Genomic DNA, 21600 nt, shown 5'->3' with positions numbered 1-21600 from the left:
TTGACACCTGACACGACAGGAGGACGTATGTCCCCGACCAAACGCTCCATTCTCATCGTCGGAGCGGGATTCTCCGGCTTGATCGCCGCCCGCGAACTCGAAGCTGCTGGACACACCGTGAAGATTCTCGAAGCCCGGGCCCGCATCGGTGGGCGCGCCTGGACCGACAAGCGCCTGGGCGGGCACACCCTGGAGATGGGCGCAACGTGGGTGCACTGGATGCAGCCGTTTGTGTGGACCGAGATCACGCGGTACGGGCAGAAGATCTACCCGAGCCCCGACATCGACGATGCCTACTGGGTGAGCGACGGAACCGTTCATCACGGCACCGAGCACGACCTCGACACCGCACTGACCCGCGTGCAGGAGAGGATCTTCGAGGGTTCGCGGGAGTTCTTCCCGAATCCGCATGAGCCGCTGGGCATACTCGACGACCCCGATACCGATCCGGAGGTGCGGGAGCGATTCCTGCGCGCCGACAGCGGCAGCGTGCTCGACTGTCTGCGCGATGGCGACTTCAGCAAGGCGGAGATCGACATCGCCGATGCGTACTGGTCGGCCGGATATCAGGGCTCGACGGCCACCGCGTCGCCGCTGATGGCCAAACACTGGGCTGCGCTGAGCGATCACCGGAGCTCGCTGATGGATGAGCAGACGCTGCGGTTCAAGCTCGTCGACGGCATGCGGGGGCTCTACGAGTCCATTGCCGCCGACGTGCGCGGGGACATCCTGCTCGACACCCCCGTCCACCGCATCACCCATTCACCAACAGCCGTGGAAGTCGAGCTGGCGAACGGAACCATCGAACGTGCCGACGCGGTGATCGTCACCGCGCCCATCGGCGCCCTCTCGAACATCGAGTTCGATCCGCCGCTGTCGACCGGTCAGCAGAAGGTGATCGACGAGGGCACCAACTCGGTGGGGTTCAAGATCTGGATCAAGGTGGCCGGACGGCATTCGATCATCGCGGGCGCGCCCGGCGATAACCCGATCTCGCTTCTGCGCAGCGAGTACTTTCTCGATGACGAGGACACCACCATCCTGGTGGGCTTCGGATCCGACCACAACGCCATCGACCTCCAGGACGTGGACTCGGCGCAGAAGGCCATCAACGTGTGGCGCGACGATCTAAAAGTGCTCGACTGCGGAGGCCACGACTGGGTGGCGGACAAGTGGTCGGGTCAGACCTGGGCGACGTTGCGGTCGGGACAGTTCTTCGATGGATGGAGCAACTTTCTCTCGAGCGACTCGCGGCTGAGATTCGCCGGCGCCGACTTCGCTCGCGGCTGGAACGGCGTGGTGGTGGACGGGGCCATCGAGTCAGGGATCGTCACCGCCCGGTCGTTGATCAACGAGTTCGCGAAGGGCGGCCACTGACCTCAACTGCGGACGCGTCATTCGGGTGACCGCGAAGCAGCTGTTCACAGGCACCAGCGCATGTCCGTTTCACATCGGTGAGCTGGGGTACAGCAGCATGTGGCATCGGGCCGTGATGGACCGCCTCAGGGAAAGCAGACTCCGTGCGGTGAGGCATCGCGGTCGACGTTCTGACGAGCGGCGCGGGGTCACCTGCGTCTTCGGACAGAACTGGGTCCGGCCACGACGTATTGTTCTCAACTGAACCGATGACCTGAGGAGGCGTCTGCAATGGCTGGTGGTCTCGTAGCTCTACTCGATGACGTCGCTGCGATCACGAAGGCTGCCGCGGCGACTCTCGACGACGTCGCGGCCGCTGCCGGCAAGGCGAGCGTGAAGGCGACGGGCGTGGTGGTGGACGACACCGCGGTGACTCCCCGCTACGTGCACGGCTTCACCCCCGACCGCGAGCTGCCGATCATCCGCAAGATCGCGCTCGGGTCGATCCGCAACAAGCTGCTGATCATCCTCCGGTGGCCATGATCCTCAGCCAGTTCCTTCCCGGGGCGCTGCCGTATCTGCTGATCGTCGGCGGCGCGTTCCTCTGCTACGAGGGGGCCGAGAAGGTCTACGAGGCGTTTGCCGGACACCACGAAGAGGTGGTGGAACCCAGCGAGCGTGGTCCCGACTTCGAGAAGACGATGGTCAGCGGCGCCATCCGCACCGACCTGATCCTGTCGGCGGAGATCATGATCATCTCACTGGCGTCGGTAGAAGACGAGCCCTTCGTGACCCGCCTGATGGTGCTCATCGCCGTGGCGTTCCTCATCACCGCGCTCGTCTACGGTGTGGTGGCCCTGATCGTGAAGATGGACGACCTCGGCCTTGCGCTGGCCAAACGCGACTCCACGGTGAGCCAGAAGGTCGGACGAGGGCTCGTCTCAGCGATGCCCAAGCTGATGAGCATCCTGACCGTCGTCGGTATCGCCGCGATGCTGTGGGTGGGCGGACACATCCTGCTGATCAACATCGGCGAGGCCGGTTTCCATTGGCCGGCAGATCAACTTCATCACCTCGAACACTGGGGTGAAGAACTGGTCCACGGTTGGTTCGGTGGTGTGCTGTCGTGGGTGCTTGGTACCGCTGCTTCTGCGATCATCGGACTCATTGTTGGTGCGATCATCGTGGCGATCATGCATGTGGTTCCGAAGCGGAAGAAGAAGGATGCGGCCGCGCACTGAGTGATTCAACTCTTGCGACGCCGTGACGGTTTCCGCGATGTCCCGGTAGACAAGTCGCGATTGGTTCGCAGCCTCAAGGTAGCGGCGGCAGCTCTCTCGCTCTCGCCATGGCCGATCTGCGCGCTTGCCGCAGAACAGGGGTAAACGCGTTGTGCGCGCCGTCGATGTTCAGCGGCAGAACGAGGGTTTCGATCAGTTCGTCCTCCAACATCCAGGGTCGCGGGTGCGTAATCCATGAAACCAGGGCGTTGTGTGCCATCCACTCCGACAAGCGCGCTTCACCGGCGGCGAACGTACATCGCCCACTAGCGCCGGTTCGGCGGAGTTCGATACCGAGTTCCTGAGACAGCAGGCACCCAAGAGACTTTCGCAGTGTCGACACAGATGCGTTACCTGCGTAATGGAGTTTGATCCGCCGCCTGATGTTCTGTTTGCTAGCAATCCCAGTGGCGGACGGCTTGCTCGGACTGATCCCTATGTACAACAAGACCAAACCGTCGTCTCGGCGGACGCACTTCGCTGTGTCCATGTCGGCGGGGATGGTCTTGAACCACCATCCGTAAACTCCGGGCTGCGCGGGAACTGGGTACGGCTTGGTGAGTACTTCGTCCCGGCGATGGACGGGCGCAGCGAAGTACTGCGCGTGGAACTCGTGCTCTGACATGGCCGTCAACGCTACCGACTCTTCGCGTTGAAAACCGTTGATTTTCCGGTTCCGCATCCAGTTCTCGACACCGTTCCCACGCACCCCCGGTGCACTACCGTCGAGGTATGCACAACCTCGACGTTCGAGACCCGTTGGCCCTCGGCCAGCAGCTCATGAGCGTGCTCGAGGGCGGCCGCCGTACCGCTACGTACAAGCTCGCTACTCTGCTCGCACTTCTCGATTACGCCGTAGAGAACACCCCAAGAGATCAAGACGCGGCCGTTTCAGTCGATCTCGATGACCTTGCGGAGCGTGTAATTGGCCTCTATTGGCGGCAAGTTCGCCCTCTTGATGGACACGACCTCAAGCAGTCCTCCCAGCCGAAGGCTCGCATTCCGGACGCCGTGCGGAAGTTCAAGCGGGCATCGGCCGTCGGCGAGGTGGCTCTTGACGTCTGCAAGCGTCGCAACCCCGAACCATTCCGGGAACTGCGCAACGAGGTAAAACTCACGCTGGTGCAACAACCTCTCCCCCGGTTGCAACGGCTGACCAAAGCAGAGACGCATACATGCTTCCTGTACGACGACAGCTGGATGTTTGACAGGACCTCGTTGGCATCCATTGCGAGACGCGGCAACGTCATTGAACTCTATCCAGGGGTCGGTTTCGCATTAGCGCGGCTCTGCTCACTACTGAAGCCTGCTCTTCAGATCGCGTGGGTCGGAGATGTCCGCAGGCACAACGCGTTCTTGAAAGAGGATGCTCCGGACCTGGCGGCGCATCTCTTCGGTATGGATCGCGTCTCGCTCTCCCGAGTAAGAGAAGTGTTGATGAAGAAATTCGGCGCCACGTGCTTCTACTGCGGCGTAAGGGTTGGAGCCGGCTGCCATGTTGACCATGTACTGCCATGGTCGCGAGTCGGCATCGACGGACTCAGCAATCTCGTTCTGGCTTGCACGCAATGCAACAGCGACAAGTCGAACCTTCTCCCGGCTCCGGTTCACGTCACGACCGCCCTGGGGCGAGGTCGAACGGTGCTCGAGACGTTGGCCGCGTCGATCGACTGGCCCAGCCAGTTCGACAGAACTGCGTCAGCGGCCCGCGGCATGTACTCCACGCAACCCGCTGGCACCCCGACGTGGCTGCGAACGCGCGAGTTCGAATACCTGGGCCCAGACTTCGGATGGACGACCGCATCTGACGAGGTCCGGTGGACTGCCCCCTTAGACGGGTCAAGACTGAAGGCAGGTGACTATCGATGAGTGAGTACCAGCCAGCACGGCGACGAGATCCTTCTTCACCATTGCGCAAGGGCACTGAGACTCTGGGTCGCGACCTCGCAGATTTCTGGGCATGGTCAGAGTCAGACCTGTTGAGTAACACCACACGCGGCCTGCTCGCTGAGTACATCGTGGGAATTGCCCTGGGCTGCACCGACGGAACGGTCAGACGCGAATGGGATGCGTTCGACCTTCTGACGGGAAGCGGTCTGCGCATCGAGGTGAAGTCGTCCGCGTATCTGCAGTCGTGGCAACAGAAGTCGACCTCGGCAATCAAGTTCGCTGTCGGTCCGGCGACGGCGTGGTTCGCCGAAACCAACTCTTACGCCGAAGTCCGCGAACGTTCTGCAGATGTCTACGTATTCTGTCTGTTCGCCACCGCAGATCGAGCCGTGGCCGACCCCCTCGACGTAGACCAGTGGACCTTCTACGTCGCGTCGACCACCCACATCAACGCAGCGATTGGCGAACAGAAGACCATCACGTTGGCCAGCCTGCGAAGTCGCGTCCAGCCAGTTGAGACAGGCTTCGGCGGCCTGCTGGCCGCTGTTGAGGATGCTGGACGATCGTAACGGTCCTAGTCTCTACGAGACGAACGGCCAATCGATCGCCCCGCAGTCACAGCTCCTCGACGGTGATTAGGCCGTCCTGAAGCGCCCGCGCCAGGAGCGTCGCTTTGGTGCCAGCGGGTCGACCGGCAGCTTCGTACTTGCCTCGGATCCGCGAAATGTGGGTGTTGACCGTCGCAGCCGAGACGTACAACAAACGCCCCGCGGCCTCTTTGGTGTCACACATCAGCCAGGCCCGCAGAACCTCGATCTCACGCTCGGTCAACGCCGGCACGGTGGCCCTGGCTACCGCATCATCCTTTGTGTCCATCACTGATCCGATCTCTCCTTGGTCGACAGCCGGGAAGTCGACTGTCAGTAATGGACCGAAAGGTAGCGGTGGCCTCGGACACTGAATTTCGTTGTGCGACAGGGGTTTCTAAGAACACGAATGTGATTTCGAACGCATGATCGAGCCGCTTACATTGCGGACGAAAATGTCAGACCCCCTCGTTACCCTTCCTTTGACAGGACAAGAGAGAGCGGGTGACCATGTCCAACATCTTCGACTTCGATGCTTCCGTTTCCGATGGATGGGCCGCGTTTCGTGACGAGCTGACAACCTGCCTGACGGGCCTGCACGCCGGCGGGTCGGTGCGAGTGACAGCACCGAACAGCGAGGTCCACGGCGCCGGCACGGCCACGATTTTCACTATCACCGACGACGACGAAGTGCGGTGCCACCTCAGCCCCACGATCCCCGGCCAGGGACGCGAGCTGTCCGACGACGAACTCTCTCTACTCATGGCGCTTGAGTGGGATTCGATCTGCGAGGACGAGTGCATAGTCGAGTGCAGTCGCGACGAGGCCGAGCACGTGGTCCTGGCCGCCACCGGTGTGATGCGGGAACTGTGGCAGGTGCTTCACCCAAGCTTTCTCCTGACGGTCGAGGAGCAGCCTGCTGAGCCCATACAGCACACGGGATTTCAGCCAACCGGCCAGTCGCAACTTCAGGATCTCGTCGATGCTGCCCTCGAACGCATGACTGGGTGCGCGCCGAAGAAAGACGATGACGGCGACATCATCTTCACCGCCAACGGCGAGACGTCGTGGCTGTGCGTCGGCGTGAACGATCCCGTCATCGAGATGTTCACGAATCTTGCTGTCGATGTGGATGACTCGGCGGCCGCCAGTGCAGCGATCATGGAATTCTCTCGCAAGTGGCCCGATATTAAGTTCGTCCTCATCGATTCGTACATCCGGGTATCGATTCGGATGGATGCAACCGTGTTCACCGACGGGGTGCTGCGGTCAACCCTGACGAAATGGTTCGACTTCTTGACTGAGGGCTCCGCTGATGTGGCTGCTGTTGTGGCCGAGGCCCAACCGCCGGTCGAGGACGCCGACGCGGACGAAGGGCTGCCGGCGGGGCTCATGTGCCTGCTTCAGCTCGATGACGACGATGTCGGTCCGCTGACAACCCGTGAGATAGCGGCGGTCTGCGATTTCGACCGCGATGCCATCCTTCACTACATCAAGGTATGCGAGGAGCAGCGATTCTCCTGGCGGAGTTCGATTTATGACGCACTCGAGCGCGAGGACGAAGAGGAAGCGGCCGCGTGTGAACACGAAGAGAAGGCGTGGGCAGCGACCACAAAGAGCCTGCGGGCCGCACTACGGTTCGTGGTCCTGTCGGGCCGGCTAGACGGGGTGAGGTAGGTCCGTGACCAACAGAGCAAAAGGTCCCGTACATGTTGTTCTCGCTGAGGTGCCGCCCGGCACAACGCACGACGATGACGACAGCTGGTACTCGTTTCCGGACGGGACAGCTGACGGTGACCTGGTGATCTTGGTTGCCGACGCCCGTCAGTCAGCTGTGCTCGACGTCAGGACTCTGTGGATTGAGGATGATGACAACTGGGGTTTCAGCAGTGCTGAGCCACACATCTGGGACGGCATCGCGATGGCAGCGTTAGAACGCCGGCTTGACGGGCACTTCGCAATCGAGCCGCGCACACTCTCAACCCAAGCGGCAACGGATGTACTCAGCGCCATCGCAGCGGAAGTCGCATCCCCTACCCCGTGGACGGCCTTGCCGCACCGGTGTCTCGATCCTCGAGAGTCGGAGGTCATTCAGGCCCAGCGGTTCTGGGGTTGCAACGCCTGTGGCGGTGATGATGAGTCACCGTACAGGCCACGGTTACAGGTTCACCGAGAACCCGATGCGAAGGACTGGCCGTTCCATAAATCGATGGCAGTGTGCCCTTCCTGCCACGACATCCTCCACCAACCCTCGGGGCCGACATTCAACGAGTTGATGTTCAGTCATCGCCCGCCGTGTCCGCGGTGCAGCGCGCGACAGACGTTCAAGCTGATGATGGGATTCCCACCCGGTGCGCCACCGTATGGGACTGAGCTCGGCGGGTGCGTGATTGGGTCGGACATTTCGTCGTACGTTTGCCAGGCTTGCCAGTTCAGTTGGTGACCGAACTGAGAACCCACACTGCAGACTCACCCCCGCAAACCCGCAGATTGACGACGGGTCCAATATCGTAATGCTGACAAACGTGGAAGAAGGCTGACAATGGTCAACGACGACAAGCACTTGGCGCCTGTGTGGACACTCGCGACACGTGACGTTTCTGTTCCCGCGTTGACAGATGGCCAGTCCATGACGCCCGAACGACTCGCCGAGATACGTACTGTATTGGCAGTTATGGCCGACACGCCCATTGCAACTTTGGAAGCTCACCCAGTTCCGAAGGAGTTGGACCGCAGTAAGGGCATTCATCTCGACAGTCTCAGCCCACTCGCTACTCACCTGTCCCGGTTGATCAGCGATACCTCGGGTTCGGCGCCGGCAGCGTCGAGCGCGCTAGCCGGCGAGGCCCTCTACCGAATGGTGGTTCCCGCGAAGGTGGCGGCCCAGGTGGGGAGCGGAATGATCAAGCCGATGGCATCGAAAGCGGCGGTTGACGGGGTTCACAGCGCGCTCATAGGGGCATCCGGCATAGCTGGTCACGCGACATTCGTCCCGGTGGCAGGCAAGGCCGCGGCAGCTGGCGCCGCCGGCGGATCAGCCGCGACGGCGGGGCTCGCTGTCGGAGGCGCAGGCGCGCTTACGGTCGCGGCACCGCTCGTCATGATGGCGGTTGCAGTGGGCGTCAGCGCGCACGCCGACCGCAAGCGACAGCAAGCCATCGAGAACATCACTGTTCTGCTAGAGAAGTTGCACAGCGATGCCCTCGACAAGGAAAAGAGTTCGCTGAATGGGTGCCGTGACGCGATCGACAAGGCCACTGCAGTCCTCCTTGACCAGGGCCGCGTAGGCGCGTCGCTCGGCCTCGATTCCGCGGTTCACGCCATAAGCACAGCCCTTGCTGATGCTGAACAGCGCCTGACTAAGTGGCAGAAGGAGCTCGACGCACTGCAAGCGAAAGATCGTGTGGAGTTAGCACCTTTGCAGAAGGCATTCCCCGGGATTGGGGTCGACGGCGGCGAGTTCTACGCACACCTCGAACTAGCAGACCTCGCGATCTCGCTTAAGAAGCGGGTCATCGTTCTGCAGGCCGTAGAGCACGCCCAGATGGACACCGCCAATCCATTCGACAGCTTCGTGCGCACACTGAAATCCGATCAGCAGCGCGTAACAGCGCTAGAGGCCAGTATCGCTGACGTGCGGATCGGCTTGTCGCAACTCGAGTTGGACCGCTCGCACGGAATCCGTGACTTTGCCTTCTCAGCCGGAGATGTTGACAAACTTCTGCGTACTTCAACTCGGCTGCGCGCTCTGGGGGATGGAATTGACGGCACGGGTCGGGCGTCGGACGTAACCATCGACATCGCCCGTAGCCTCGACGGTTCGATTGTGGTTCTACCGGCGCTGGCCGGGTAGTGACCAATGGCCTTCCGGCGTCTGGGATACTCGCCACTCGAAAACCGTCCTGCAGCAAAGGTTCTAACTCGCGTTTTGTCTTCTTGGCTAGACCAGCCTGGGAGTCATCCCGCTGCGCCAGTCTCCACGACGTACACCTGCCTCAGCGCTACTCTGTCCCGCCACTTCTGCGGAAGGTCTGCATACGAGTCCAGGAATAGGTCGATGAGCTCGTCACCGCCAATGAGTCTTAGGTCGAGGCGGTTGCGTTCCAGAGCGAGAGCATCTTTGGAGTACGTACCCAGGCTGACGAAAAGGCCAAGCTCGCCACGAGAAAGCGTTCCAGCGAGACGTTGAACATCCGGGGCGCCGATCGTGGCGACCATGTGCTTGCACTGGATCTTGATCAGCGGCGGTTCGAGTCCAAGCGGATCTTTGTGGGCAAGAACATCAACACCACCATCCGCAGAGTACTGCGTCACTCGTGCCTGGTATCCAAGGGTGCGCATGAGGTCCGCGGTGAAATGCTCGAACTCCTCATGCGACAGCGCTTTATGCAGCTTGGAAGCAACAAAATCACGAGTAAACCGCCCGATTCGGTCTACGTTCGGCTCCTCCTCCGCCCACTTGACCGCCTCTTCTGTGTCTTCAGGCGAATCTGCCGGTGGTGCGGAGGCCGCAAATGCCGCTTCGTCTGAGGATGCAAGAAAACGTTCGAATTCCGCAGCATGATTCTTCACCCGAAACAGAGTCAGCGCGGAACCGATCTCGTACAAAGCCTTCTGACTGAACACAGCTCGCGGAACACCGGTCCGTAACCAGCGGACTGGCCGGCGATGACGATGCGTTGGTTCGTTCGGCAGGAACTGGTAGTCGCCGACTACTTCGCCAAAGTTGATCGTGCTGTCCGCCTTGTTCGGCGCTACGACGAGGTCACCGCTCTCCATTTCGTAGCCGAATCGCAGCAATACCCCAGCCCAGACTGGGAATGCTCCCGGCTTCGACGCCGGGTATGCGGCCGCCAACTGACTCTTGATTCCCGCCCGGTCAGGCCCGATCTGCTTGAGGTCACCGATCTCATCCCATCCGATGCTGACGAACTGGCCATCGACGAGATCGAGGCTGGACACGTCATTGTGGATGCCCCAGATTTGTGTCATAGGAAGATCGAATCACATGGCTCGATCATCTTCCGCCAAGAGTCCGGTGACCGCTGCGCACACGTCCCGAACCTCGCCACTCGTCGCCGCCAGTTTATACGCATGGTGATGACAGCACGCACTGAGCTGGTTCCACACGAACTCGATCTGAGTGGTCCGCTCTTGATCATCCAACGACTTGAGTACCGCCAGCCGGGATCTCATAGAGGCGCCTGAACATTCGGCGCCAATGACTTTCAGCCGTTCGTCAACGAGTGCCTCGACAGCCTGGCGCGCAACGAAAGCGGCCAATCTCGCCGAGTTGCCTGAGCCGGGCCCAATTGCGCCATCAAGAATGCGTTCAGATTCGCACAGCAACTGAACTGCCGGTGTCGGAGTCATTGCTCGCCGAGGATGTCGTCGACGGTCTTGTGCAGATCCCGAACGTCGTCTTTCGTGAGATTTGGAATGTTGCCATGCGACCCCTTGTTGCAAATCGTCAGAGCGGGATACCGATGCTGACGATACGAGCGCCACGCAGTGATGTCCGCGGTCGCATCTCCGTGGACAGCAAGGGCGACCCGCTGATTCGTCTTCTTGTGGGTCTCCCAGTCCAATTCAGACTCTTCGTGCGGCTTACCGGCGGCTGCGCGCTTCGCGTAGAACACCTGCTGCGCCGCCGATTCCACCGCAAGCCGGAACAGTCCCGGAGCTGCACGCCGCTTGATCTCGTCGTCGACGTTGTCGTCAGCAACCAGCGCGAACGCATCGCTGGCGTACCGCTTGGCCGGGTGATCTGCCGTCTTGACTGCGATCGCCGAGCCAGCTTCACGAGTGACTTCCAGCAACTGAGCGGGTACGCCCAGCTGTCGGATGGAAGCTGCCAGACGGTCATCGTGGGAGAACACGATCACCTGCCGGGTCTCCGCCAAAGTACGTAGGACGGTGATGAAGCCATCGATCTTGGCCGGGTCCATCGCCTGGATGGGGTCGTCGAGAACGATGAAGCGGAACGGGCTTGCCTGCGCGGCTGCGCGCGGAATGAACAGCGCGAGCGCCAGCGCGTGCAACTCCCCCTGGCTCATTACAGTCAGCGCAGCCGCTGGCTTGCCGTCGACGCTTCCCTCGAGCACCGCCTTGCGGTGAGTCCGCTGCCCTTGCAATGTGATTGAACTGATGTCGACGTTGCTCTCTTGACGAAGCTGCGACCAAATCTCGCGAGCACGGTCGCCGATGGGCTGCATCCGCTGATTGCGAAGCACAGTAGCGTTGGTCGTGACCCACTTCTTCGCTGCTTCTAATTGGGCAACGGTGTCGTCGCTACTGCGAGCCGCCTCCTCCAAACTCAACCAACCGCTGATCTTCGCTGCGACCGGCGCCCAGGCATCTTCGAGGGTGACTACAGCCGCCGCCGCTTCGGCCTGAAGTTCCGCGAGCGTATCGACAACTGGCAGCATCGCGTCGTCAAGGTGCTCAGCAAGGCCTGCAGGGTTGGCCGGTACCGCTCGCGCAGTGGCGACCGCAGCCGCATACGCGCTCAGCGACGGCAGCGACACCCCGTCTACTGGTCGAGCGTCGGCCAAATGGCCGACCAAACTGAGTGCTGTCTGTCGCGCGTGATTTACGTTGTCGTGCGCTGCCCGGTAGGCACTGAGCCGTTCGTCCTCGGCCATCAGGAACGACCGGGTGTGTTCCTCCCAGGCTGTATCAAGTGTTCCAACACCACAGACTGGGCAGTTTTCGTCGCTGTCCGTCTCCCTGAGTGTCAATGCCAGTCGGAGGAGGGCTGATCGCTGTTCAGCGGTGGCCAGTGCTTCATCCGCCAACTCGAGCAGACGAGATTCGCACTCTCGTAACGAAGATGTCGCGGCAGATACTTCATCGAGGTCCGGCACCGAAATCTCCGCGATCTTACGGAGCGCGGCCAGAGTCAAAGTCTGCGGTGAGTCTGCCCCGCTCACCAGATTGGTGATTGCCGCAAGATCTGCAGGCCGCTTCTTGACGAGTTTTGCTGCCTCACCCCCGCGCGGATCATCCGAGGTGTCGAGGAGTGTCTTTAGGTCTTTCAGGGCGTTCGCGGCCTGAGTCCGTGGTTGCTTGCGTTCACTCAGGAGCGTCGCGAGTCGCTGCTCCGCATCGTGGATCTCTTCGAGCCCGAGAAGAGTGGCCAAAGCGTCATATAGCTTCGACGGTTCTTGGTCGAGCAATCCGCCGATCTCGTCGTAAGTCAGTAGGGGTCGATAGATGTCGATCGCGTTCGACCAGCCCAGACTGCTGGTGCCGGCTTGTTTCTTGGCACCAGCCACCTGCGTCCAGGTGTCGCTGCCATTCAGTTCAGCGGTGTCGGCCCAGTCGACTCCAATCGTGGTGGTCTTCGACCCCGGCACCGCGAACTCGACTCGCACCTCACACGGCTTGCCTTCGTGCAGGTTCCGCCAGCTGTCTGCCCACATCTTGGCGCGCTTACTTCGCCACCGGTAGCTCTGCCCGGTCAGCGCGAACTCGAGGCCTTCGGCAAAGCTGGACTTTCCTGAACCGTTTCGACCACTGATCACGGTGATGCCTGGGTACGGGGGCACCGCGAGGGTTGCCCGCGGTCCGATACCGCGAAAACCCGCAACAGTGATCGACTTCAGATACGCACCGAGCGGTTCGACTGTCTCCGCGTTCTCGCTCGCCGGCCGTTCAACAGGAGCCGCCGTCCCGTCGATTTGCTCCTGTAGAGCGTGGTCGCTGTCGAGCGCCGCGATCACGGCGTACTTCACGTGCTCGTCCAAAGTCGAGTCTGCGTCCAGGAGTTCCCAGACGATCTCGGTCAAGGATTGTTCGACGACCGAGGCCGGTTCTGTCATCGGTGCTCCTTCGCGTGATCGGAATTGCCACTCTCCCAGACTTATCCGACATTGTGACGCGAAGCGGATTCTCGAGTAGTACGTCACAGGCCGTCAGCACCTCGTGATCTACTCCAAAGGTGAACGAACCTCTCCCCCGCGGCATTTACGAGTTGCTCCACACTCGGCGGGTCGACGCAGATTTGGCCGCTCAGTCACTCGCTCCCGATTTCGTCGATATCGGCGACGGGGATACCCCGGTCGTCTTGAGTCGGCACCTTGCCGATGCGCTCGTCCGGCACCTCAGCGCCCTGAAGCCGGCCGATCAAGTTGCTCGGGCAAACGAACTCCTCGGGTCGCTCGATGAGACGGACGAGGTTCTCCGACCCGAGCTACTCGTAGCCCTCCGCAACGCGGACGAGCCAAAGCTGCAACGGCCAGCTACACCGCTCTCGGAGGTTGCGCTGCTCACCAACACCAAGGGTGAGCCAAACATGGCCGGCGAGATCGCTCACGAACTCGCCAGCGCAGACAGCGTCGACCTGCTGTGCGCCTTCATCAAGTTCGCTGGAATATCTGTCCTCGGTCAACAACTCGGCGCACTGCGCGAACGCGGTGTGCAACCGCGAGTCCTCACCACGACGTACTGCGGTGCCACCGAGCGCCGCGCTCTCGACACCTTGGTGACGAAATACGGCGCGCACGTCAAGGTGCGCTACGAAACCCGCTCCACCCGACTGCATGCCAAAGCCTGGCTCTTTCGCCGCCGCAGTGGTTTTGACACCGGGTATGTAGGAAGCTCGAACCTGTCGCACTCGGCGATGGTCGACGGCCTCGAGTGGAACGTTCGCATCTCCGGGGTCAGCACCCCCTCGCTGACCCGCAAGTTTGAAGCCACCTTCGATACGTACTGGAACGATCCAGCTTTTAAGGACTACGACCCGTCCACCGACGCCGACCTACTCGATCGCGCCCTCGCCGAGGCCGGTGGCACCTCCCAAGGACGACAAACACTCACAGTCTCAGGACTGGACGTCCGGCCCTACCCGCACCAGGAGCGCATTCTTGAGGCGCTCGATGTGGAGCGGCAGGTCCACGACCGCCACCGCAACCTCGTAGTCGCGGCAACCGGAACAGGCAAGACTGTCGTCGCCGCCCTGGACTACCGCGGACTATGCGAGCGCGCAGGCACACGTCTTCCACTGCTGTTCGTCGCGCACCGCAAGGAGATCCTCGAGCAATCACTGCGCATGTACCGAGAGGTACTCGCGGATGCGACCTTCGGAGAAATGTTCGTGGGTGGGCAGCGGCCCACGCAGTGGAAGCATGTGTTCGCCAGTATCCAGTCGCTGCACTCGAACACGCTCGCCGGCATCGACCCGACGCAATTCGACGTGGTCGTGGTCGACGAGTTCCACCACGCAGAAGCATCCACTTACAGGCGGCTTTTGGATCACCTCGAACCAGCAGAGCTACTGGGTCTGACGGCCACGCCCGAACGCACCGATGGGCGCGACGTTTTCTCGTGGTTCGACGGCCGGATCGCGTACGAACTAAGGCTCTGGGATGCCCTCGAACAGGACCTGCTGTGCCCGTTCCACTACTACGGGGTCGCCGACAACACCGACTTGCGTCCGATCACGTGGTCACGGGGCAATTATCAGTCCAGCGACCTGTCAAACCTGTATACCGGCAATGACGCCCGCACTCGACTTGTACTGCAAGCCCTGCGCGATAAGGTCAGCGACCCGACCGCGATGCGCGCACTCGGCTTCTGCGTGTCCATTGCCCACGCGGAATACATGGCGACCAGGTTCACCCAACAAGGGCTGCCGTCGCTGGCTGTGTCCGCCGAGACCAGCCCGACCGACCGGGCAGACGCATTCGCGAAACTACGAGCCGGCACCGTTAAGTGCCTCTTCGGCGTCGACGTATTCAACGAAGGCCTCGACATCCCCGACGTCGACACCATCTTGCTTCTCAGGCCGACGCAGAGCGCCACTGTCTTCCTCCAGCAGCTCGGTCGCGGACTTCGCCGTACCAAGACCAAGGCCGTGTTGACGGTGCTCGACTTCATCGGCCAGCAGCGACGAGAGTTTCGATTCGAAAACAAGTTTCGCGCACTCACCGGCTCGAGTCGCGGGCGTCTGCTGAACGAGATCAGCGAAGACTTCCCATTCCTCCCTGGCGGCAGTCGCCTGGTCCTCGACAGGGTCGCCCAGGAAATCATCACTGAGAACATCCGCCAGACGATCCGCCTGAACCGCCGCGCCGACCTCGTTGCCAGCATCGCGTCTCACAAGCCGCGCACGCTGCAGGAGTACCTCACCGACTCCGGTCACGATCTCGTCGACGTCTACGGCGGAACAGTCGGCAAGTCCTGGACCGCCCTGGCGCGCGACGCCCACATTGCGACCGCCGCGCCAGGCCCTGGCGAGGAAGCAATGCTGCACCGGATTCGGATCGTCACGCACGTCGACGACCTGGAGCGCGCAAAGGTGTATCGAAAGATGCCCAGCCCAACGGCCCCCGATACGACGAGCTGTCGTCCCGCGAGCAGGCGTACGCCCGTATGTTGTTCTTCCTGCTGTGGCCGGACCGCAGCGACCACGCGGACTACGACGCCGGTCTCCGACACCTACAAGCCAACCCCGCCATCTGCGACGAGATCGGTCAGATCCTCGACGTGACGACCGATCAGATCAAGCACGTCCCGAAACCAATGGATGCAAACGATCTCCCGCTGTTCACCCATGTGCACTACCGCCGCGAAGAGGTCTTGGCCGCCATCGGATGGGCTTCGTTGACGCGCAAAGCTTATGGCCAAGCAACGGGTGTCGTCTGGACAGACGACGGTTCGACCGGAGCACTGTTCGTCAATCTTCACAAAGACGAAGGCCAGTTCAGTCCCACCACGATGTATCGCGACTTCCCGATCTCACGTGACACGTTCCACTGGGAGTCGCCAAACAACACAACGGTCGACTCCAAGCTTGGTCGACGCCTGCTCGGAACCAGCGGCGAGAACGCCAAGGTCTTGCTTTTCGTCCGTGACCGGCCCAACGGAGACATTGGTGCTGAGCCGTTCATCTTCGTAGGTCGGGTTGACCTAGTCAGCCATCAAGGTGAGCGTCCGATCTCGATCACCTGGAATCTTCACCGGCCGATGCCGGCCGATGTGTTCGCAAGTGGGTCGGTGATTGCCAGTTAGTTCGCCCTTAGTCCATCTCTGCACGCATCCTTGCGACCACGTGTCCTGGGTCGTCGCCGGCGACAGTGAACTTCGCTCGGAATACTTTTTGAACCATTGCCACCCCGTTTGCCGCGCCGCCGAACGGTTGAAATGTTCGCTCTGACCACCACTCGAGCCACCGTTCGTCCCCAGGTGTCACTCTTCGCTGACCGGTGCAACTACAGTGGATTCACTATTCCGTGGTCGTTGAGGAGATCAGTGTGGATGCCTTCGAAATCCATCGGCGACTAATCAGTGACTATCGCCAGTTCACCGAAGGTTTCGTCGACATTCGAGACGCTCGCGTTTCCTCAGTAGTCGCTGCCCAGAGCGCGAACGGCTCGCAGTGGCCGGCGCCGTGGGTAGCCCTGAACCCATCCTTCGCGTCAGGGGGCCGTATCGATGAACTCGTGGCAGCAGGTTTGCTCCATTCGGAATGCGAACGAATCTTCCGAATCAAAGCTGGGGACAGCGACGCGGGGCGCGAACCCATTACACTGCACCAACACCAGCGGGATGCCGTGGAGATCGCAAGAACAGGTGCCTCCTATGTATTGACTACCGGCACCGGTTCTGGCAAATCCTTGGCATATATCGTCCCAATCGTCGACCAGGTCCTGCGACGCGGCACCGGGCGAGGCGTACAGGCGATTGTCGTGTACCCGATGAATGCCCTTGCCAACAGCCAAGTGGAAGAGTTGAAAAAATTCCTCGAACACGGTTACGGAGGAAGGCCGCCTGTCACTTTCAAGCGCTACACCGGTCAAGAGTCCCGCGAGGAGCGCGACGCTATCCTCGCAGACCCTCCAGACATCCTGCTCACCAACTACGTCATGCTTGAGCTCGTACTCACGCGGCCAGACGAACGAATGTCCCTTGTACGCGCAGCACGCGGATTAAAGTTCCTCGTCCTCGACGAACTGCATACCTACAGAGGCCGCCAGGGTGCGGATGTGGCGATGCTGGTGCGACGAGTTCGCGATGCGGCGGACGCAGATGCCACACTCCAATGCGTGGGGACGTCAGCAACAATGTCGAGCGGAGGTACGATCAGCGAGCAGCAGGCAGATGTAGCGGCGGTTGCGTCGACGATCTTCGGAACGGAAATCCGGCCCGAGCACGTTGTGACCGAGACGCTGGTGCGCGCAACAATCGAAACTGCTCCCACTTCTACTGCTCTCACGGCCGCGGTTGACCGCCGCGGCGACGTCGAATACGACGATCCGTCCCTACGGACCGGATATGCTGCACTACAAACAGATCCGCTGACCACTTGGATCGAAGACACTTTCGGACTAACAACGGAAGCCGGATCAGGGCGGCTCGTGCGGCGGACGCCGTCCACGATTTCTGCTGCCGCGCAGCGCCTCGCCGAAGCAACAGGACGCGACAAACGTAGCGCTGATACCGCTATCCGAGCGACCCTTCTCGCGGGGTCAAGAACGCGGCACCCCGACACTGACCGGCCGCTCTTCGCGTTCCGGCTACACCAGTTCCTTTCTAAGGGCGGCTCGGTGTTTGTCACTGTTGAGCCGGAGACGACACGCGCGGTGGAGACCGAGTTTCAGGTTGTTCTGGAGCCCAGTAAGACACACCCGGATCGGGAGCGACGACTCTATCCACTGGCATTCTGCCGCGAATGTGGGCAGGACTACCTGATGGTTCGCCGTGAGATCAGAGACCGCGCAGTCACTTTCACTGCCCGCCACCAGTTACGTCCAACCGATCGCGACGATGGCTACCTGTATGTCTCCGTAGATCACCCATGGCCTACTGAACCGGTCGCAGAGGGCCGCCTGCCCGCATCGTGGCTCGAGGTCACGCCACAAGGCAGCGCAGTGACGAAGACCCGGGTCAAGGACGTTCCGCAACGGTTGTTCGTCGCGGCGGATGGCGTCGGAGTGAAGGCTCGTGTCCCCGATCATGAATTGAGCGGGTACAGCCTCGCGGCGTGGATCCCGTCGTCGCTGAGATTCTGCTTGCGATGCGGGGTTTCCTATGAGGCCCTACGCAGCAGCGAATTCACCAAGCTAGTCACCCTGGACAGGGAGGGCCGAAGCAGCGCGATGACTATCATCGCTTCCAGTCTGGTCCGAGCGCTTCGGGCAGCGCCGGAGTCGGAGCTAAATAGTGATGCACGCAAACTCCTGACCTTCGTCGACAATCGGCAGGACGCGGCATTGCAGGCGGGGCATCTCAACGACTACGTACTTGTAGTGCAAATCCGCACGGCGCTGTATCAGGCACTCGTCGCTGCCGGTGATGGAGGCCTAGATCCGTCGGATCTCGGAAAGGCAGTCACTGACCGTCTGACCCTCGAGTTTCACGAGTATGCACAGGTTCCCGATGCGCTCGACCAGCGACCGGTTCAACGCGCACTAAAGTCTGTAGTGGAGTTCCGAACGCTGAGGGACCTGCAGCGCGGCTGGCGGGTGACGCTGCCTAATCTGGAGCAGAGCGGCCTTATGCTAGTGAGTTACCCTCTGGCTCAGACGCTTTCGGAACGAGCGGAATTGTGGGACGACGCGCATCCAATGTTGCGGCTGATCGATCCCGGACAGCGCCAAGAGATCATCGAGGTGCTCCTCGACGAGTTCCGTCGGGTTCTGGCGATCGACGCGGAGGCGCTGACTATCGAGTTCGTCAACGGACTGCGCCGGCGCAGCCGCGAGCACCTTGATGGTCTGTGGGCGCTGTCTCCCACAGAGCCCGATCCAATCATCGGGCTGGTGGTCCCGCAGTCCGGCAGCAAGGGCGCACCGCGGTCCGTGCTGAACCTTACGGGGCGCGGCAACTTCGGCAAATGGCTAAGACAGATCTACAAGGACACGGTTGCGCTCAGCACGACTGATGCGTCCGACATAATCGTGTCCCTGATCGAGCTGCTCGCAGCTAAGGGGCTGATCACAAAAGTGACCGACGGTCGAGCGAGTGGCTACCGTCTCAAGGCGTCGACAATGCTCCTACGCGCCGGCTCGGGCGAGTTCGGTACTCGAGATCCACTGCGCCGACGTTATGAAGCCGACACCCGCCCTCGGGTCGTTCCATTATTCCGAGAACTCTACCGCGAAGTCGGCCAGGAATTGGCAGGCTTGCAAGCACTTGAACACACTGCGCAGGTGCGGTCCACCGAACGCGAGGAGCGCGAAAAGCAGTTTCGCTCCGGTGAGCTTCCATTGCTATTCTGCTCCCCCACAATGGAATTAGGCGTCGATATCTCGTCGCTCAACGCCGTTGCGATGCGCAACGTGCCGCCGACACCCGCCAACTACGCGCAACGCAGCGGCCGGGCAGGCCGGTCAGGTCAGCCAGCAGTGGTAGTGACTTACTGCGCTTCGGGCAACAGCCACGACAGTTACTACTTCGAACGATCAAACTTGATGGTTTCCGGGCAGGTAATTCCGCCGCGTCTTGACATCGCGAATGAGGACCTGATCCGTTCGCATGTACATGCAGTGTGGCTGGCTGAGGCACTGACCGCAACCAAACAGGGACTCGGCTCGTCAATCGCCGGAGTGCTCGATCTGACGGCCGAAGGTTACCCTGTCGAGCCCCAACTGACGGACGTGCTCCGTGACCCGCTCGCACGAGCCCGAGCCGAAACCCGGTCGGCTGCTCTGCTCGGCCCACTTGAACCGGCTCTGGCCGCTGCAGCGTGGTGGGACTCGACATGGGCAGGAAGAGTGATTGATGCGGCAGTCGCGGAGTTCGACAACGCGTTCAACCGGTGGCGCACCCTGTACGAGACCGCGACCCACGAACGAGACGCGGCATATGCGCAATCCAGCGACTCGACCCGCACCCGCAAGGAACGCGAAGAGTCGGATCGCCGCTCGGGAGAGGCACGGCAACGAATTGAGTTGCTGCTCAATCAGTCCGACGGACACGGCCAATCTGATTTCTACACGTATCGATATCTGGCGTCGGAAGGGTTCTTACCGGGCTATTCCTTCCCGCGGCTACCGTTGGCGGCATTCATCCCAGGTCAGCGCGGTGGCGACGGCAGTTGGCTGCAACGCGCCCGGTTTCTCGCAATCAGCGAATTTGGCCCTGGGGCACTGATCTACCACGATGGTGCGCGCTATCAGGTAACTCGAGTCAGTTTGCCGCGCAGCAACGACGACGGCGGAACAGAGGTGCTCCGTACGTCAGCGCGCGTGTGTGAGTCGTGCGGCTACCACCATCCGGTGCAAGCAGGAATTGATGTGTGCGAGTCGTGCGCAGAACCACTGATCGGTGAGTGGAAGGAACTACTGCAACTGCAGTCTGTGATCACACGGCGTCGCGAGCGGATTAGCGCCGACGAGGAGGAACGAAACCGGGTGGGCTTTGAACTGCGCACCACATACCGATTCCTACCGCGGGGGTCGAGCAACGGTCGATTCGATGCGACGGTAGCCACCACTTCAGGGGTCGCACTGCTGGGTATCCAATACGGAGATGCCGCCGAGGTGCGGGTGACCAACCTTGGCCGTCGAAACCGCAAACACAAGGACATTCACGGTTTCTACCTCGATCTGGTCAAGGGACGCTGGCTGTCAGAGAAGGACTACCAATCCGACGAGGCCGGGGATCCAGACGAAGAAATGGAAGCCGGCTTCGACGACGTCAAACGCAAGGCGCAGGTCACCCCTTACGTAGAGGATCGCCGCAACATCGCAGTACTGCGCTGGTCTCGAAAGGTCACCGAGTCGGAGGCAGTCACTCTGCAATACGCACTCGAACGCGGGATCGAGACCACGTTCGAACTCGAAGACTCGGAATTAGTTAGCGAACTGCTGCCCGACCCCGATGACCACGGTCGACTACTCCTCATCGAAGCAGCCGAGGGCGGCGCCGGAGTGCTACGCCGACTGCAGTCTGATTCTGACGCCGTCGCGCGGGCGGCCAGCAAGGCGCTCGAGATCATGCACGTAGATGCCAGTACCGGCGCGGATATCGACGGCGCGTGCGTACGAGGCTGCTATAGGTGCCTTCTGTCATATGGCAACCAGCTAGATCACGAATCGATTGACCGCCGAGCCGTCATCCCTTTGCTACGTGAGCTGGCCGGAGCAGAGACCGCACCTGCTGTCGGGAGCACCTCGCAAGTACTGACGGCCTCGATTGCCCCGTCTGGAACGCGGGCAGCGAAACTCTGGACCTTGTTGCACAACAACGTTCTTCGCCTTCCAGAACATGTTGATATTGAGCATGAAGGAATCAGGATCGACATGGCGTTTGCGACGCCAGGGGTCCCGACCGCCGTGCTGGTCGATGAGCCGGGCGAAACTGCTCGCGACGCCGTCGCGCTGCAATTCGGCGGTTGGAACGTTATCGAGATTCCAGTCGATGCGGACCTGACGGCTGCCGTCGGTTCCCATCCCGCCGTCTTCGGAGAGGCCACGTGATGACATCAGCCGCCAGTGCTGCGCAGTTCGCGGTTGGTTCCCTTGTCACGCCCGCGGCCGAGA

At 61.3% G+C, this 21600-nt stretch carries 10 protein-coding genes and 2 pseudogenes; 8 read left to right on the top strand and 4 right to left on the bottom strand.

The window, feature by feature from the left end; genetic code table 11:
- The first annotated feature begins 27 nt into the window (after window positions 1-27).
- Window positions 28-1377, top strand: coding sequence for an NAD(P)/FAD-dependent oxidoreductase (locus W823_RS47380; protein WP_023959967.1), 1350 nt, complete (start codon window positions 28-30; stop codon window positions 1375-1377).
- A 270-nt stretch (window positions 1378-1647) separates the two neighbouring features.
- Window positions 1648-2597 (top strand): annotated as a pseudogene (locus W823_RS47375) (DUF808 domain-containing protein).
- A 73-nt stretch (window positions 2598-2670) separates the two neighbouring features.
- Here W823_RS47375 and W823_RS47370 read toward each other — a convergent pair.
- Entirely contained in the window at window positions 2671-3261 is a 591-nt protein-coding gene (locus W823_RS47370) for a GIY-YIG nuclease family protein (RefSeq protein WP_031332685.1), read from the bottom strand.
- A 107-nt stretch (window positions 3262-3368) separates the two neighbouring features.
- Here W823_RS47370 and W823_RS47365 point away from each other — a divergent pair, with 107 nt between their 5' ends.
- Together W823_RS47365 and W823_RS47360 are read left to right on the top strand one after the other, a co-directional pair.
- Entirely contained in the window at window positions 3369-4505 is a 1137-nt protein-coding gene (locus W823_RS47365; RefSeq protein ID WP_023959963.1) for an HNH endonuclease, read from the top strand.
- 110 nt (window positions 4506-4615) lie between these two features.
- Window positions 4616-5095 (top strand): hypothetical protein, encoded by a 480-nt coding sequence (locus tag W823_RS47360; protein WP_200866392.1) that lies wholly within the window; start codon window positions 4616-4618, stop codon window positions 5093-5095.
- 46 nt (window positions 5096-5141) lie between these two features.
- On the opposite strand, the gene W823_RS47355 is transcribed toward W823_RS47360, so the two are convergent.
- Window positions 5142-5402: a LuxR C-terminal-related transcriptional regulator gene (locus W823_RS47355; protein ID WP_023959959.1), complete on the bottom strand. Its 261-nt coding sequence runs from the start codon at window positions 5400-5402 to the stop codon at window positions 5142-5144.
- A 215-nt stretch (window positions 5403-5617) separates the two neighbouring features.
- Here W823_RS47355 and W823_RS47350 point away from each other — a divergent pair, with 215 nt between their 5' ends.
- Together W823_RS47350 and W823_RS47340 are read left to right on the top strand one after the other, a co-directional pair.
- Window positions 5618-6790 carry a hypothetical protein gene (locus tag W823_RS47350; RefSeq protein ID WP_023959957.1) on the top strand — a complete coding sequence of 391 codons (1173 nt, stop codon included), beginning with the start codon at window positions 5618-5620 and terminating at the stop codon, window positions 6788-6790.
- A gap of 865 nt (window positions 6791-7655) precedes the next feature.
- Window positions 7656-8966 (top strand): hypothetical protein, encoded by a 1311-nt coding sequence (locus tag W823_RS47340; protein WP_023959953.1) that lies wholly within the window; start codon window positions 7656-7658, stop codon window positions 8964-8966.
- A gap of 104 nt (window positions 8967-9070) precedes the next feature.
- Here W823_RS47340 and W823_RS47335 read toward each other — a convergent pair whose 3' ends face one another.
- Both W823_RS47335 and W823_RS47325 read right to left on the bottom strand, forming a co-directional pair.
- Window positions 9071-10105, bottom strand: a complete 1035-nt coding sequence (locus W823_RS47335) for a restriction endonuclease (protein WP_023959951.1) — start codon at window positions 10103-10105, stop codon at window positions 9071-9073.
- 377 nt (window positions 10106-10482) lie between these two features.
- A complete protein-coding gene (locus tag W823_RS47325; protein ID WP_023959947.1) occupies window positions 10483-12936 on the bottom strand; it encodes an AAA family ATPase in 2454 nt (817 codons plus the stop codon).
- Between the two features lie 119 nt (window positions 12937-13055).
- Between W823_RS47325 and W823_RS47320 the strand changes: the two are divergent.
- Both W823_RS47320 and W823_RS47315 read left to right on the top strand, forming a co-directional pair.
- Window positions 13056-16126 (top strand): annotated as a pseudogene (locus W823_RS47320) (DUF3427 domain-containing protein).
- Window positions 16127-16347: 221 nt separating this feature from the next.
- Window positions 16348-21537, top strand: coding sequence for a DEAD/DEAH box helicase (locus tag W823_RS47315; protein ID WP_023959945.1), 5190 nt, complete (start codon window positions 16348-16350; stop codon window positions 21535-21537).
- Window positions 21538-21600 lie beyond the last annotated feature (63 nt).

Source organism: Williamsia sp. D3, assembly GCF_000506245.1.
Classification (GTDB): Bacteria; Actinomycetota; Actinomycetes; order Mycobacteriales; family Mycobacteriaceae; genus Williamsia; species Williamsia muralis.
This window is presented reverse-complemented; position numbering and strand designations above follow the sequence as displayed.

Excerpts from the sequence above, each read along its gene's own strand:
- W823_RS47340 (WP_023959953.1), top strand. The coding sequence starts at position 7,656 with ATGGTCAACGACGACAAGCACTTGGCGCCTGTGTGGACACTCGCGACA.
- W823_RS47335 (WP_023959951.1), bottom strand. The coding sequence starts at position 10,105 with ATGACACAAATCTGGGGCATCCACAATGACGTGTCCAGCCTCGATCTC.
- W823_RS47365 (WP_023959963.1), top strand. The coding sequence starts at position 3,369 with ATGCACAACCTCGACGTTCGAGACCCGTTGGCCCTCGGCCAGCAGCTC.
- W823_RS47325 (WP_023959947.1), bottom strand. The coding sequence starts at position 12,936 with ATGACAGAACCGGCCTCGGTCGTCGAACAATCCTTGACCGAGATCGTC.
- W823_RS47380 (WP_023959967.1), top strand. The coding sequence starts at position 28 with ATGTCCCCGACCAAACGCTCCATTCTCATCGTCGGAGCGGGATTCTCC.
- W823_RS47370 (WP_031332685.1), bottom strand. The coding sequence starts at position 3,261 with ATGTCAGAGCACGAGTTCCACGCGCAGTACTTCGCTGCGCCCGTCCAT.
- W823_RS47355 (WP_023959959.1), bottom strand. The coding sequence starts at position 5,402 with ATGGACACAAAGGATGATGCGGTAGCCAGGGCCACCGTGCCGGCGTTG.